This is a genomic window from Parapedobacter defluvii, from assembly GCF_014642075.1.
In the GTDB taxonomy this organism is placed as follows: Bacteria; Bacteroidota; Bacteroidia; order Sphingobacteriales; family Sphingobacteriaceae; genus Parapedobacter; species Parapedobacter defluvii.
Genome location: NZ_BMIK01000001.1, coordinates 868,108 through 883,558 on the forward strand (window position 1 = coordinate 868,108; position 15,451 = coordinate 883,558).

Sequence of the window (15,451 nt, forward strand, 5' to 3'; positions counted from 1 at the left end):
ATGATCACGGCATACGGACAGTTAACCTATTGTACCAATATTCATGGAGGCGAAGCCTGGGATCAGCATTTTGAGTCGTTGAAGACGCATTTCCCAAAGATCAAACAGGCGGTGTCTCCCACGCAACCCATGGGTATCGGATTGCGGCTGGCCAATCTGGCCAGTACAATACTGATACAACCGGATCAGTTGGTTGAATTCAAGGATTGGTTGACCCAGGCAGGTGGTTATATTTTTACCATGAATGGTTTTCCTTTCGGAGCCTTCCATGACACGAGGGTCAAAGAACAGGTCCACACACCGGATTGGACGACAGCCGAGCGGCTTCTATATACGAAACGGCTGTTTACCATTCTTTCCAAATTATTGCCGCAAGGGATGGATGGTGGGATTTCCACTTCACCGTTGGGATACCGGCATCAGTATAACGCGGACCAAACCACTTGGTTGGATATGCGAAAGCGGGCGACATTGCATCTCATCGATGTGGCAATTTATTTGCACCAAATCTGTCAGGAGCAGGGTAAAGAATTGCATCTGGATATCGAACCGGAACCGGACGGCGTGTTGGAAACGGGGCCTGAGTTTATCGAATGGTTTACACAGGAATTGATTCCGTTGGGCGTGGTTCACCTCTCGGAACAATTGGGAATGACCCCCGACGAGGCCGAAGCGGCATTGAAACGGCATATCCGGCTCTGTTATGACGTGTGCCATTTTGCATTGGGATACGAGCACCACCCGGTCGTAGTGGCCGAACTGGACCGTCAGGGGATACGGATAGGCAAATTCCAGATCAGCGCCGCCATTAAGGCACATTTGCCGGAGGATACGGCCCGCCGTGCGGAAATTGGCGCTGCATTTAGAAAATTTGATGAGCCTACCTACCTGCATCAGGTGCTCGCCCGGCAAAAAAACGGTAATGTACGCCGTTTTCGGGATTTGCCGGATGCACAAGCGGCGTTACAGGATCCCGACACCCTGGAATGGCGATCACATTTCCACGTGCCGGTATTTTTGGAAGATATGGGACTGTTGCAGTCTACGCAGTCGGATATCCGGGAGGTATTGACCCTGCAGCGAGAACGTCCGGTAACCACCCATTTGGAAGTGGAAACGTATACATGGGGTGTGCTTCGTCCTGAACTGCAATTGCCCATTGCAGATTCCATTTCGCGTGAATTGCAATGGGTGCTGAAAGAATTGGAAAAGAAATGAAGAAAACCGTTGTTTTGGATGTCGTGGGCTTGTCGTCTGCATTGATCGGCGACCATACGCCTTTTTTGGCAGCCTATTTAAAAAAAAATCAGTTAGCAAAGATAAAGCCGATGCTCCCCGCAGTAACCACAGCGGTACAAACCACCTATGTGACGGGGGAATGGCCAGCAGCGCATGGTATCGTGGGCAATGGTTGGTATGACCGTACCGACAGCGAAATAAAGTTTTGGAAGCAATCCAATAAACTCGTCCAATCCGAATCGATCTGGGATACAGCCAAGCGCATTGATCCTGATTTTACCTGTGCGCAGCTGTTTTGGTGGTATAATATGTATTGCGGGGCAGATTATTCGTTGACTCCCCGTCCCAATTACCTGGCGGACGGCAGAAAGATTCCGGATTGCTATTCACATCCGGCATCCCTGCGTGATGAACTTCAAGCAAAATTTGGGCAGTTTCCGTTGTTTAATTTCTGGGGGCCGGGAGCGAATATCGCATCGTCTCAATGGATCGCAGACGCCGCCATGTATGTCGAGGAAAAACACAGTCCCACGCTGAGCCTGGTTTATTTGCCGCATCTTGATTATTGCCAGCAAAAGTTCGGTCCGGATCTGAAAAAGATCGGGAAGGAAGTGGCAGAGATTGATACTTTGCTGGAGCGGCTGGTCGGATTTTATGAACAGCGCGGCGCTAATGTCATCATTCTGTCGGAATACGGCATCGTACCCGTATCGCGTCCGGTACACATAAACCGGATCTTGCGTGAGGCTGGCCTGCTGGACATCCGTGTGGAGCGCGGATTGGAACTGCTCGATGCAGGTGCCTCCCAGGCGTTTGCCGTGTGTGATCACCAGGTTGCCCATATTTACACAAAACACGAAGAAGTGAAGCAACAGGTCAGGAAGCTATTGGAAAATGTAGCAGGGATTGACCGGCTGTTGGATGGCATGGAAAAAAAAGAAGCACACATCGATCACGAACGGGCGGGTGATTTGGTTGCCGTAGCGAAGCCCGATAGTTGGTTTACGTATTACTTTTGGTTGGACGATCGCGTGGCTCCGGATTATGCCCGCGTAGTAGACATCCATAAAAAGCCAGGCTACGACCCCGTGGAAATGTTTATGACGTCCAAATTGCGTGCCGCCTACAAACTATTGCGGAAAAAGCTGGGTTTCCGGTACGTCCTTGATGTCATTCCGTTGGACGCTTCGCTGGTGAAAGGCTCGCACGGAGCTGTCGATATCCCCGAAGCTTATTATCCGGTATTGATCGGCAAAGATAAACTGCCCGGCGATGTACTGGAGCCTACTTCGGTCAAGGAACTCATTTTGGCAAGCCTAATGGGATAAATGTGTTCCCGATCGCTCACGTATGGGAAATCCGCAAGGTTTTAGGCGAAATCCCGAACTTCTTTTTGAATAAACGAGAAAAATAAAACGGAGAATCAAAGCCGGTATGATAACCGATTTCCGTAACCGTAAGACGGGTGGTTTTGAGCAGTTCTTCGGCCTTATCAAGGCGGAGATCGAGGTGGTACTGATTAGGAGATTTTCCGGTAATCCGCTTGAAAGATTTTCTGAACTTCGAATAACTGATCGGGAATTCTGCAGCCAGTTCTTCCATCCGGATGGGAGTTGCCAGTTCGCTCTGAAGTTTCAGTATGGCTTTGGATACCCACACAGATTCCGGGTCGTTGTCCGTTTTTTCGGTCAGGTTGACCCGGTTAAGCAGTCCGATAAGCTGCAATGTAATGCCGGCGATAATCTGTTGGTAGCCCATTTGGGCTTGTGAAACCGTACTCAATAACTGGGTAAATGCAGCCATCACATCCTTGCTTAATCCCGTCTTGATAAACGGAGTTTCGGGGCGGAACAGACGGTCCATAACGCGCCTTGGATAGTCCCCGTTAAAACCCACCCAATATTCCTCCCAGCCGAACGCGGGATTGGGTTTATACCGGTGCCAAATGCCTGGAAACAGCAGAAAGCACATACCCGATTCGATCACTTGGGGCGGTGTATTGGCCGATTCAAATACCCCGCGTCCGCCGGTAATAAACACAATGTAATATCCATCAAGGATACGCCCCTTATTCCAGGAAAAGACATGGTCTGCCGGATGTTGACTCACATCGGGATACTGGGTATGCTTATCAATTTGGTTGTATCCAACTGTTGTGACGTAAAAGCCTAAATCACGGTCAATACCTCTCGTATGCAGATATTTATGGTAATTATTCATAATTGGTTTGCACAATCAATGTATCAAACATACCGAAATCAAACGGTATTCACAAACCTTAACGAGTTGGAGGAAGAGAATTTGAAAATATCAAAAAGTGCAAAGAAAGATGAAGATCGGTCATTTTATCTACCCCTTCATACAACGATATTTGTCATATATATTCACCAATTGTAATACAGTTATGAACACGGATTTGAGCAAAGAACAACTAGATTTTTATCGTGAAAACGGCTATGTGATCGTAGAAGATTTTTTGAATGCCGAAGAGCTGGAGCACTGGCGTCGTACGGTTACCCAGGCAATCAAGGAGCGTAATGGGCTGAAAATGCCGGGTAAAGACGTCCGGCTTGGTGATGACGACGGCATCAATGAAGATGCTGCCTATTACAATAACGTATTTGACCAGCTGTTGAACCTATGGCAAACCAGTGAGGAGATGAAGCAGTTAATGGTCGACGAGCGTATCGGTAAAATGGCGGCCGATTTGGCGGGGGCGGATGGTATCCGCATCTGGCACGACCAAGCGTTGATCAAACGGCCTTGGGCGAATCCGACTTCCTGGCACCTGGATACACCGTTTTGGTCGTTTTCCGATCGACGGGCATTATCCATCTGGGTGGCGCTGGATGACGCAACGTTGGAAAATGGATGCTTGTTCTTTATTCCCGGCTCACACAAAACGACAACCTTCGAAAATACCGGTATCGGAAAGAACATGGGCGGTATTTTTGAAGTATATCCCGAATTTAAGCAGACGAAGTCCCACGCGGCGGTCATGAAGGCCGGTAGCTGTTCCTTTCACAATGGCTTGACTATCCACGGTGCCCACGCCAATATGACTCCGGGATTCCGCCGGGCGATGACCTGCGCGTACATGCCGGATGGAAATACTTATAACGGAATACCCAATATCCTGCCCGATGAATACCTGAGCACCCTGAAAGTAGGAGATCTATTAAATAACGACGAACAAAATCCGCTTATTTATAAACGCTGATGCAAATAGACTTTTATTGCCCGCGCTGGGGAAGCGAACACATCGATTGGCCACAATTCACGAGGCAGGTAAAGCAGGAGGGATTCGTGGGTGTGGAGGTTTTTCCATTGGGCGATATGCCCAACAACCGTGACATGGTCAGCACACTCAGCGATGCAGGCCTGTCTTATATCCTGCTCCACGCAGAACTTCACGAGGGAAAGGATTTCAATCGGTATATCGAGGCATTGGAGCGCAACCTCTACACGTTGTTGGAATATCAAAGCGGGGCCGCAAAACCGGAGTTTATTGTTTCTCAAACCGGCAGGGAATATTACAGCCACACGCAGATGGAAGCATGCTTTGAAGTATGCGACCGGATCAGCCGGGAGTCCTCGGTCCGGATTATCCAGGAGACACACCGCAACAAATGGTCGTTTGCAGCGCATGTCGTCAAAGATTACCTGATGGAGTTTCCGTCTTTGGAACTTGCGCTCGACTTTTCACATTGGGTCTGCGTTTCGGAAAGTTACCTCGAAGATCAGGACGATGCCATCGATCTGGCCATCCGGCATGGCAGGCACCTGCATGCCCGTGTGGGCTTTCCGGAGGGGCCGCAGGTTACCGACCCACGGGCGCCGGAAAACGAAGAAGCACTGATGCATCACCTGGCTTGGTGGGATCGATGGATAACCCATTTAAAGAAAACAGGGAGCGACCGGGCTACCATTACACCTGAATTCGGGGCTTACCCCTATATGCAGTATCGTCCCTTTACTACGCAACCCCTTACCAACCAGTGGGAAATCAATTGCTGGATGCGGCAGATGCTTCAAGAAAGATATAAGGAAGTCTAATCAAAAAACAGGACAGTGCAGGTTGCGCTTTTTTAAAAAAGCCATTAGTATTGCAATAAGCCGAATACGCCAAAATTTCGGTTGCCTAATATTGAATTGATGCCGCTTCACAGACAAGATAACGAAACAATTTTGCTGAATCGTATTTCCAAAGGTGATGAAAGGGCGTTTGGCGAATTGTTTCATGCCTACTACAATCACATCGGCGAATTTGTGCAATTGTTTACCCACGACCTTGAAGCCACTGAAGAAATCGTACTGGAAGTATTCACCAAAATCTGGATAAATAGGGAGTCCCTCCCGTTGATCGAAAATTTTGATGCGTACCTATTTATTCTCTGCCGGAATCATACGTTAAACCATGTCAGGAAACAGGCTGCTGAGCAGAAAAGACATACCGCCTATCTCCGTGAGGTGGACAATGTGGCGGAGACTTTGGAGGAAGGTAGCAGCGATCCCTACGACCTGTTAGAGCAAGCGGTACAACTGCTACCGCCGCAGCAGCAAAAAGTTTTTACCCTCCGCCGGCAGGGGGTTAAGACCCCTGAAATTTCCCGGCGGATGAGCCTTTCCATTGAATCCGTCAAGAAATACCAGCACCTGGCCATGAAGTTTATCCGTGACTTTGTAAAAGCGGCTGCTGCCACATCGCTATTCTACTGGATGGTGCTATTCCAGTAATTAAATTTTTTCAAAAAATTTCATTTTCCATATCCACTTTTCCGCGTGGCCGTGTCTTTATAGCAAAAAACCAATTAGCTATATCCAAAAAGGGATGGAGATGTCGCGACTTACTATATTATTCGAGCGGGCAATGGATAAAACCATTACGCCTGAAGAACACGATGAATTGCTCGCGTATTTCGCGGATCCTAAAAATAAAAAGCTCACCGAAAAGCTTTTTGCGAGTGCATGGAAGCGTTTTAATCCCGATCATCCTGTTTTTACCCAAGAGCAAGGCTCAGCGATGTTGGCACGGCTTTCGGAAACCATTCAAACGGAAGAACGCTCCTCAGCAGGTACTCGTTTTTGGCCCGTTTTGTGGTACCGGGCAGCGGTCGCCGCAAGCATCCTGTTAGTTGTGTCGGTAGCTTCTTATTTCATCTTTTTCAAGGTGCCGGACGATTCCGATGGGATGACATTGGCTCAAGCCGTAACACAGGCCGGAATAGCGCCGGGGAATGATCGTGCCGTCATTACTTTGGGCGATGGTCGTACGATCACGTTGGATGAATCGGGTGTTGGCTTATTGGCAGAGGAAGCAGGGATACACATCAATAAGCTGGCGGAAGGCGAAATTAGCTATGAATCCTCGTCAAAATCAGCTACAGAAATAGAAGCCGTTACCTACAATACAATTCAAATTCCCAAGGGTGGGCAATACCGTTTAGTACTGCCTGACGGCACGAAAGTACACCTCAATTCTGCGTCAACACTGCGTTACCCGACGCGCTTCACAGGTATGAGCAGGGAAGTTGAACTAACCGGTGAAGCCTATTTCGAGGTCACGCAACGGCTATCGGAAAATGGCGGTCCGACAACGGCGCCATCCAAAATCCCGTTCATCGTCAAAACGGCTAGTCAACAAGTGGAAGTACTCGGCACCGTATTTAATATCAACGCGTACCACGAACAGCAAACCAAGACTACATTGGTAGAAGGAAGTGTGCGTGTGGTCACGAATACAGCAGAGGCTGTAAGGCTGCAGCCGGGCGAGGTAGCCACCTGCACTGCGGGGCAAACCGGATTGGTTGTTGAAAAGGCTGATTTGGACGGAGACCTGGCTTGGCATAACGGGTATTTCATTTTCAATGACGAAAACATCAGAAGTATTATGGAACGGGTAGCCCGTTGGTATGATGTGGAAGTAGCGTATGTGGGTAAAATGGACGACAAGCGATTTGGGGGTATCTTCCAACGATCAAAAAGCATTACGCAGTTGCTGGAAAATTTCAGGACCACCGGCTTGGTGGATTTTAAAATAACAGAAAGGAGGATAACTGTAATGGCAAAATAAAATACCCAAAAAACAGTTACCCAAAAAACCAGGTGCGTTGGCCCGCACCCGGTCGTTGTTCGTTATACGAACGGGCGGTAACTAATAAAATTGATGAGGTAAACCAATTATTAATTATAACCCAAATTCAAATGTATAAAAAATTTACCGCATGTCTTTGCGGAAGGCCGATTATTCATTCATTACCCTATTTGGTGATTATGAAAATGACAGTGTTGTTGACCGTTGCGTTCACTCAGTTGGCTGTTGCCAGTCATGGGCAAGCAGTGAGCCTTCATGTGAAGAATGCATCTGTTGCTCAGGTGCTGTATCAATTGTCGCAACAAAGTGGATATGATTTTATTTACGATGCCAAACTGATTCGGAAGGTGCCGCGCATTACCCTGCAGGTAAGTGAAGCACCTTTCAAAGAGGTGCTGGAACAATGTTTTGCAGATCAGCCGTTGGAGTTTGTATTTAACGACGATAAGACGGTCGTGATCAAACCACGAAAAACACCCGTTATCCATCCTGCTGCGCCTGTACAAGAGTTATTTGCAGGGACCATCCGTGACTCGCTCGGTAACCCGCTGGAAGGCGTGTCGGTGCTGGTGCGTGGAACATCCCGCGGTACTGCCACGGATGCCAATGGGCAATTTCAGGTGCAGGCATCGGCAGGGGAAGTGCTGGTGTTCCGCGCACTGGGCTTTTTGACACAGGAACTTACCCTAGGCAGCCAGCATACCGTGAATGTCGTACTGCAATTCGAATCGTCGGATCTAGATGAAGTGGTCGTAGTGGGATACGGCACCACGAAACGGAAAGACTTCACCGGTTCGGTGGGGTCGTTGAATCTTGAAAATTCGCCGGTTGCATTAGCTCCAAATCTCAATGCACTCGAAGCACTTAAGGGTAGCGTTAGTGGATTGAATATCGGTGCAACCAATTCGGCGGGTGGGGAGCCGGGGATCCAAATCAGGGGTCAGAATTCCATTAGCGGAAGCAACACACCGTTGATTGTGCTGGATGGTGTCATCTTCATGGGGAGTTTGAGTGACATCAGCCCGAACGACATCGCTACAATCGACGTGCTTAAAGATGCGACATCGGCTGCGACCTATGGCTCGCGATCAGCCAATGGTGTTATTGCCGTTACTACTAAGCGAGGTCGTACAGGCAAACCTACTATCAGCTTCAACTCGTCCGTGGGCTTTCAGCAATGGCAGGATCAACCGGTTATGTTACGCGGCGAGGAATGGTTGGCCGTGGTCAATGACCGTAACCAATACACCGAAGGAACAACCAATTGGTTGAAGCCCGGTGAGCTAGCTAATCGGGAGGCAGGACGTGAGACGGTTTGGCTGGACGAAGTAACCCGTACGGGTGCGATGCAGAATTACCAAGCGGCAATCTCAGGCGCCACCGAAAACATTAACTACTATTTGTCTACGTCATTTGATGATAACAAAAGTGTTATCGTGGGCGATCAATTCAACCGCATTGCTATCTTGGGAAAAATAAATACCCAAATCACTAAATGGCTGGAAGTTGGGGTGGATGCAGGCTTTTCAAGACGTGATTATTCAGGAGTGGCCGCTAATGTCGGCGCTGCACAGGCTATGTCCCCCTATGGCGTGATGTATCGCGATGATCAGGGTAATCTTGAAAAATATCCCTATACCCAATCACTGACCAACCCTTTGTGGGGAGTCGATGATGATACCCGTGATAACGAAGATTTTCTTCACAATTATCGGTTGAATACACATGCGGTAGTGAAAGTGCCTTGGGTTGACGGATTAAGCTATCGGGTTAATTATTTACTCAATCAAAACCAAACGTATTACGGTAACTTCTACTATGAAAGCAACTATGTACAGGAGGGAGATTCCCCCGATCGATATTTGCCAGCAACTATCCAAGGCTTCTTGACCAACGCGAATGGAAGCATCGATCGCCGAAAGACGTTTAGTTATGTATTTGATAATATCATCAACTATAACAAAACCTTTGGAGCGCATGCAGTGGACGTAACATTAGTCGGTACAAGAGACTTTTCAAAATACGAACAGGAAGTTGCTTCGGGTAGTGACTTCGCTGCCAATGGCAACACCATACTCGGTATTCAAGGCCTGCATAAGGCAACGGTTCAACGGATCAATCTAAATGGCAACGAGCGTACAAATATCGGCTACCTGGGTCGTGTGAACTACGCTTTTAATGATAAATATTTCTTTACTGGATCATATCGTCGAGATGGAGCGTCTGTATTTGGTGTAGACAACAAGTGGGCCAATTTTTGGGCAGCTGGGGTGGCTTGGCGTATTACCAACGAGCCATTTATGGAACCATTGACGGTGTTGAATGACATGAAACTTAAATTTTCTTGGGGGCAGAATGGTAACCAAGGTTTAGATCCTTATGGAACCTTGTCTACTATTATTAACGCGGCCAGCGGTGGTATACGTTATGAATTCTCCAATACGCCGGGCAGCATCTATTATGGATTATCTCAGGACGCCCTCGGAAATGCATTGCTTGGCTGGGAAACGACTTCTTCTTGGAACGCAGGGTTTGAATCGGCTTGGTTAGGCAACCGTATTTTTGCCGATTTGGATGTCTATTTTGCCAAGACTACCGATCAGATCTTTACCCGGAACATTCCGGTCATGACGGGCTTCAAAGAAATGAAGGCGTCCATGGGGCAGGTGAACAATACGGGTATCGAGGCAACGGTGCGTACGGTGAATATACAACGGCCTGATTTGACGTGGAGCACCACGTTTACGTTCTGGAAAAATTTCAACAAGCTGGTTTCCCTGTATGGGGAGGACCTGGATGGCGATGGACGAGAGGATGACGACATTGCCAATAGTCGATTCATTGGCAAATCACTGGGAGCCATCTATGGCTATGAACAGATCGGCATCGTTCAGGAAGATGACACAGAATACATCGAATTGACCGGGGCGGCCCCGGGTGCGCCGAAGTACCGGGATCTGGATGGGGAACCGGGTATCACTACTGCCGACCGGAAAATTCTGGGCTATGACAAGGAAAATTTCCGCCTGAATTTTAGTAGTAACCTGAACTATAAGAGTTTTGGTCTTTATGTGATGGTGACCGGAACCTTTGGAGGTAATAATATGTATTTGCTGAGTAATCCGTCCGCCTACATGACAAGTGGGACAGGACGCTTTAACGACAACCTGCACGCTATACCCTATTGGACATCAGATAACCCTAGTAGTGTATATCCCTCTGCCAGTTTTGCGGGTGACGGCCGTTTCCTCGGTCTGCAAAGCAGGGGGTTCGTACGGATACAGGATGTAACCTTGTCATATACGTTTAATCAGCCGTGGCTGTCGGCCGCCCGTATCGGTTCGTTGAAAGTGTTCGCCACCGCGAAGAATTTGGGCACCTTTACCGATTGGTTCGGCGGTGATCCAGAAACGGGCGCCAAGATTAGGGATAACGTCCTGCCCGTGGTCTCCACGTATTCGTTGGGTGTAAACTTGAGTTTTTAATTAGTATCACATGAGAGACATGAAAAGGATTTATCAATACGGTTTCGGTGCAATTTTTAGCCTGCTGCTAAGTGTGGTGGGGTGCAAATCGGATAAAGAATTCCTGACGGAGGTTCCACCTACGTTTTATACGGTTGACAACGCATTCAGCACCTCTGCACAGATCGATCAGGCATTGGTAGCGATTTACTCGCAACTGCGGGATCTTTGGGCCAACCCGAGTGAAGAAGGGTGGATTTTTGTGCTGCGGGGCAACGGTACAGATATGTATGATGTGCCCAGCATTCGGCGGGGCAATTCCTTCAATAACTATGGCAACATCAATCCCGATAATGGTACCTTTTACAATGCGTATAGTACTTGGTATCAGCTTATCGCGAAAGCAAACCTGGCGATCTATTCCGCAGATTTGGAGCAGATTGCGTGGTCCAGTCCCGAAGAAAAAGCCTATGCATTGGCGCAGGCCCGATTCTTCCGGGCATTTGCTTTCCTGAACCTGGGCGAACTGTTTGGCGGTGTACCCATTGTGACGGAGGTCACTACCCAGCCGAAGTATGATTTTGCACGTACCTCACGGGTTGAAACGTACCAATTTGTTATAGACGAATTGCAGGCCATTGAAAACGACCTGCCAACGACAACCGGGGAGGGAGGACGCCTGGTCCGGGGTGCGGCACAGCACATGTTGTCCAGGGCTTACCTTGCACAGGGAATCCAGTTGCAGACCGACGGAGATGCAGCGGCTGCACAATCGGCGTTTAACCAGTCGGTAGCCAATGCAGATAAAGTCATTAACGGCGGAACGTTTTCGTTAATGAAATCGCGCTTCGGCTCGCGGCAAGACGAGGAACAGGGAAATGTGTACTGGGACCTTTTCCAGGAGAATAACGTGAACTACCAGGATGGAAATACGGAGTGTATCTGGGCACTTCAGATAGACTATGCGGCCTATCGTGCAGAAGACGGCAAGTCTAAATTACCCTATTCCCGTACGTACGGACCTGTTTTCCGCGATGGTGCTCCGGCTCACCTGACGGGAACACTGGAAGACGTAGGCGGTAGGGGAATTGCCCAAATGATTCCAACCATGTATACCCGTGACGAAATCTATGCAGATAAGTGGGGCGACGACATGCGGAATTCGGACATCGTTTTCCGCCGTACATTCATCGGCAATGTCGCATCGTCTCCCTATTATGGACAGCCGGTGCCTTGGGACGTGATATACAATGGCAGCAGTGATGCGACCACCAATAAAGCAAATCAAAGCTTGTGTTATCCCGTTTCCTGTAAAATTGCGACCGATCGGTATACAGGATTGGCCGACGGTGAAAACATGAGCAATCTATTCCGGGACGACTATTTCATCCGCTTATCGGAAACCATCCTATTGCGGGCGGAAGCCAAACAACGCTTGGGAGATAAAGCCGGTGCGGCCACCGATATCAACCTGCTGCGCGAACGGGCGCAGTGTGGCTACCTGGTTACGGCTGCGGATGTCGACGACCGGTTTAACCTGATTTTGGATGAGCGTGCACGGGAACTGGTCTATGAAGAGAGCCGCTGGAATACGCTGTTGCGAATGGGCGGCACTACCGCCGTCGAACGGATCCGCGCGTATGCGTTTTGGCCGGAAGCGAAAGCTACCCTGACGTTTGATTACAATTTATGGCCGATTCCCAACACGGTGATCGATACCAACAAGGACGTGCCATTGGAACAAAACGATGGGTGGAAAAATAGATAAGCGCATGGCGGGTATCCGTTTTTTCTCGCTGGTATTCATTCTCAGTTGCATGCTTGGAGCTTGTGTAAATCACACAAACCAGCAACAGGCGCTGTCGGAAGAACAGTTCCGGCATCCGGGATCGGAATATGGGCCGAGCTGCTTTTGGTGGTGGCTGAACGGGAATGTTACGGAAGCATCCATTACGCGTGACCTGGAAGCGATGAAAAACAAGGGGTTCCGTGGCGCGCTGATTTTCGATGCGGGCGGTGCGGAACAACAAGGGAATGGACAGGTACCCGCAGGGCCGCTGTTCGGTTCACCTGAATGGACGAAGTTGTTTAAGCACGCGGTGAACGAAGCCTCCCGGTTGGGATTGGAACTTTCCCTAAGCATTCAAAGCGGCTGGAATCTTGGGGGGCCTGATGTGACCCCCCAAGAGGCCGCCAAGTTGATCACGTGGACATCCGTAACGGTACACAACGGGCAAACAGATGTGCAGCTTCCGGTTCCTGAGCACCGGGAAGATTACTACGAGGATATTGCCGTACTTGCATACCCGGTTCATAAACAGGCCGAAGGACTGGAGCCGGTCAGCGATTTGAAACCGAAAGGTGCGTTTGGAGAAGCGGCATTTTCAGCACACGATATGCGTTATCTGCTCGAAGATAAAGTGGCCGACGATGGCCGGTTTCATGCCACGCCCCAGGAGGTACAGGACATCAGCGGACACGTAACACCGGATGGCCGGGTGGAATGGGAAATCCCTGACGGGGAATGGGAGATCATCCGGTTCGGCTATACCAACAACGGTGCCCATGTTTCTACCGCTAGCGGCGCATGGAAGGGACTGGTGATTGATTATTTGAACAAAGATCATTTCCAGCGGTATTGGGATACCCATGTCGAGCCATTGCTGAAGGAAGTGGGAAACGAAGCCGGCAAGGCATTGCGCTATTTGCACACCGACAGCTGGGAGTTGGGTGGTACAAACTGGACCCAGGGCTTCGAAGCCGAGTTTAAGAACCGGAGGGGGTACGAGTTACGGCCCTACCTGCCGGTACTTGCCGGGAAAATTATCGGCAACCGGGAAATCAGCAATCGGTTCCTGGCCGATTTCCGTAAGACCCTTGGCGATTGCATTTCGGATAACCACTATGCCACATTTGCTGCCAACGCACAGCGGTATGGGATGGGAATCCACCCCGAATCTGCCGGTCCGCACGCCGGACCCTTTGATGGGTTAAAAAACTATGGGCACAGTGAACTGGTGATGAGTGAATTTTGGTCGCCATCCAACCACCGCCCGACGCCTGAAAGACGCTTTTTTGTGAAACAGGCTTCCAGTGCGGCGCATATTTACAACCGACGGCTGGTAGGTGCTGAAGGGTTCACAACCATCGGTCGGCATTGGAACGATGTGATTTGGGAACATATGAAACAGAGCTTCGACCACGAGGTTTGTGCAGGTGCGAACCGGGTTTATTTCCATACGTTCACCAACTCGCCCGAGGAAATGGGCGTTCCCGGCCAGGAGTACTTCGCCGGTACGCACATGAATCCCAACATCACCTGGTGGGATGAAACCGATGCATTTTTTCAGTACCTGAGCCGTATCCATTACCTGATGCAGGACGGCCGCTTTGTGGCCGATGTACTGTATTATTACGGCGATCAGGTACCTAATATTGCCACTTTGAAGGTGAGCGACCCGGCAGGTGCCCTGCCCGATTTTGATTACGATGTAATCAACGAAGACCGATTGTTGGCACTTGACGTACAGGACGGGCAACTGACGCTGCCCCATGGCATGCAATATCGCGTGCTGGTGCTCCCTGACCACGGCGTGCTTTCCATCCCTGCACTCCAGAAAGTAGCGGAACTGGTGCGGAAAGGTGCAGCAGTTATCGGCCCCAAAACACAGAAGACCGTAAGCCTGACTTCCTATCCGGGGTCAGAAAAAACAGTTCATGAACTCGCTTCCGAACTTTGGGGGGATTCAGCGGGGGAAAAGGGAAGTCGCACGGTGGATAAGGGGACCGTCTCCTGGGGATATACGGCCCGGGAGTGGCTGCTCGAAAACGGGATTCCTTCCGATTGCCGCATTGAACCGTCTGACGACTCGCTTGCTTTTGACTACATTCACCACATGCGTGGGGATGAAACGTCCTATTATTTTATCAGCAGCCAGAACAAATCGGCATGCGATGCGGATGTTACCTTCCGTGTGGCGGAAAAATTGCCGGAGCTGTGGAACCCCGTGACCGGTGAAATCAAGCCTGCCCGGGCATTCCGGCAGGCGGATGGTCTTACCACTGTTCCGTTGCATTTTGCACCGATGGGATCGTGGTTTGTCGTATTTCGTCAGGACATTCCCGCCGCGCAGCAGGGGGAATTTGCCGATAACAGGTCCCGCTTTATCCCCGTAGATACGCTGTCGGGTAGCTGGAAGGTGTATTTTGACCGCGACTGGGGTGCGCCCGCGGAGGTAGAGTTCCCTGAACTCCTGGACTGGAGCCAACACCCCGATCCGGGTATCCGGTTTTATTCCGGAAAGGGCAGGTATGTCAAAAACCTGGTGGGTACCGGTACGTATGAGGAACAACCCTTGTGGATCGACCTGGGCCGTGTGGCCGATGTGGGCGTAGCCCGCGTACGGCTCAATGGCCGGGATCTGGGAATCCTGTGGACACCGCCGTACCGGATTGCGTTGGAAGGCATGAAAGCAGGAGACAATGTGCTGGAAGTGGAGGTGGTAAACAGCTGGCGCAACCGCCTGGTGGGCGACCGCGGACTGCCGGAGGATAAGCGGTATACGCGGACCAACATTGCCATACGGGACGATTGGGAACTACTGGAATCGGGGTTGCTGGGACCTGTTGTGTTGGGTAAAAACGAATGAGATGA

At 49.9% G+C, this 15,451-nt stretch carries 10 protein-coding genes; 9 read left to right on the forward strand and 1 reads right to left on the reverse strand.

The window, feature by feature from the left end:
* Together eboE and IEX60_RS03240 are read left to right on the forward strand one after the other, a co-directional pair.
* A complete protein-coding gene (gene eboE / locus IEX60_RS03235) occupies positions 1-1,218 on the forward strand; it encodes a metabolite traffic protein EboE (RefSeq protein WP_188747279.1) in 1,218 nt (405 codons plus the stop codon).
* Entirely contained in the window at positions 1,215-2,567 is a 1,353-nt protein-coding gene (locus tag IEX60_RS03240; protein ID WP_188747281.1) for an alkaline phosphatase family protein, read from the forward strand. Before eboE ends, IEX60_RS03240 begins: the two co-directional genes overlap by 4 nt.
* Positions 2,568-2,583: 16 nt before the next feature.
* On the opposite strand, the gene IEX60_RS03245 is transcribed toward IEX60_RS03240, so the two are convergent.
* Positions 2,584-3,459 carry a helix-turn-helix transcriptional regulator gene (locus IEX60_RS03245; RefSeq protein ID WP_188747283.1) on the reverse strand — a complete coding sequence of 292 codons (876 nt, stop codon included), beginning with the start codon at positions 3,457-3,459 and terminating at the stop codon, positions 2,584-2,586.
* Positions 3,460-3,643: 184 nt separating this feature from the next.
* Between IEX60_RS03245 and IEX60_RS03250 the strand changes: the two genes are divergently transcribed.
* The 7 genes from IEX60_RS03250 (at position 3,644) to IEX60_RS03280 (ending at position 15,446) form a co-directional block, all read left to right on the forward strand.
* Complete coding sequence (locus IEX60_RS03250) at positions 3,644-4,459, forward strand: phytanoyl-CoA dioxygenase family protein (RefSeq protein ID WP_188747285.1); 816 nt, start codon at positions 3,644-3,646, stop codon at positions 4,457-4,459.
* On the forward strand, positions 4,459-5,295 hold the full coding sequence (locus tag IEX60_RS03255) for an IolE/MocC family protein (RefSeq protein ID WP_188747287.1): 837 nt from the start codon (positions 4,459-4,461) through the stop codon (positions 5,293-5,295). Before IEX60_RS03250 ends, IEX60_RS03255 begins: the two co-directional genes overlap by 1 nt.
* A gap of 99 nt (positions 5,296-5,394) precedes the next feature.
* Positions 5,395-5,976: a sigma-70 family RNA polymerase sigma factor gene (locus tag IEX60_RS03260; RefSeq protein WP_188747289.1), complete on the forward strand. Its 582-nt coding sequence runs from the start codon at positions 5,395-5,397 to the stop codon at positions 5,974-5,976.
* A gap of 100 nt (positions 5,977-6,076) precedes the next feature.
* On the forward strand, positions 6,077-7,312 hold the full coding sequence (locus IEX60_RS03265) for a FecR family protein (protein ID WP_188747290.1): 1,236 nt from the start codon (positions 6,077-6,079) through the stop codon (positions 7,310-7,312).
* Positions 7,313-7,512: 200 nt separating this feature from the next.
* A complete protein-coding gene (locus IEX60_RS03270; protein WP_229717391.1) occupies positions 7,513-10,818 on the forward strand; it encodes a SusC/RagA family TonB-linked outer membrane protein in 3,306 nt (1,101 codons plus the stop codon).
* Between the two features lie 19 nt (positions 10,819-10,837).
* Complete coding sequence (locus tag IEX60_RS03275; protein WP_188747294.1) at positions 10,838-12,565, forward strand: RagB/SusD family nutrient uptake outer membrane protein; 1,728 nt, start codon at positions 10,838-10,840, stop codon at positions 12,563-12,565.
* Positions 12,546-15,446: a glycosyl hydrolase gene (locus IEX60_RS03280; RefSeq protein ID WP_229717392.1), complete on the forward strand. Its 2,901-nt coding sequence runs from the start codon at positions 12,546-12,548 to the stop codon at positions 15,444-15,446. Before IEX60_RS03275 ends, IEX60_RS03280 begins: the two co-directional genes overlap by 20 nt.
* Positions 15,447-15,451 lie beyond the last annotated feature (5 nt).

Bases quoted from the DNA above. Each gene is read 5' to 3' on its own strand.
- eboE (WP_188747279.1), top strand. From the start codon at position 1: ATGATCACGGCATACGGACAGTTAACCTATTGTACCAATATTCATGGA.
- IEX60_RS03240 (WP_188747281.1), top strand. From the start codon at position 1,215: ATGAAGAAAACCGTTGTTTTGGATGTCGTGGGCTTGTCGTCTGCATTG.
- IEX60_RS03245 (WP_188747283.1), bottom strand. From the start codon at position 3,459: ATGAATAATTACCATAAATATCTGCATACGAGAGGTATTGACCGTGAT.
- IEX60_RS03250 (WP_188747285.1), top strand. From the start codon at position 3,644: ATGAACACGGATTTGAGCAAAGAACAACTAGATTTTTATCGTGAAAAC.
- IEX60_RS03255 (WP_188747287.1), top strand. From the start codon at position 4,459: ATGCAAATAGACTTTTATTGCCCGCGCTGGGGAAGCGAACACATCGAT.
- IEX60_RS03260 (WP_188747289.1), top strand. From the start codon at position 5,395: ATGCCGCTTCACAGACAAGATAACGAAACAATTTTGCTGAATCGTATT.
- IEX60_RS03265 (WP_188747290.1), top strand. From the start codon at position 6,077: ATGTCGCGACTTACTATATTATTCGAGCGGGCAATGGATAAAACCATT.
- IEX60_RS03270 (WP_229717391.1), top strand. From the start codon at position 7,513: ATGAAAATGACAGTGTTGTTGACCGTTGCGTTCACTCAGTTGGCTGTT.
- IEX60_RS03275 (WP_188747294.1), top strand. From the start codon at position 10,838: ATGAAAAGGATTTATCAATACGGTTTCGGTGCAATTTTTAGCCTGCTG.
- IEX60_RS03280 (WP_229717392.1), top strand. From the start codon at position 12,546: ATGGGTGGAAAAATAGATAAGCGCATGGCGGGTATCCGTTTTTTCTCG.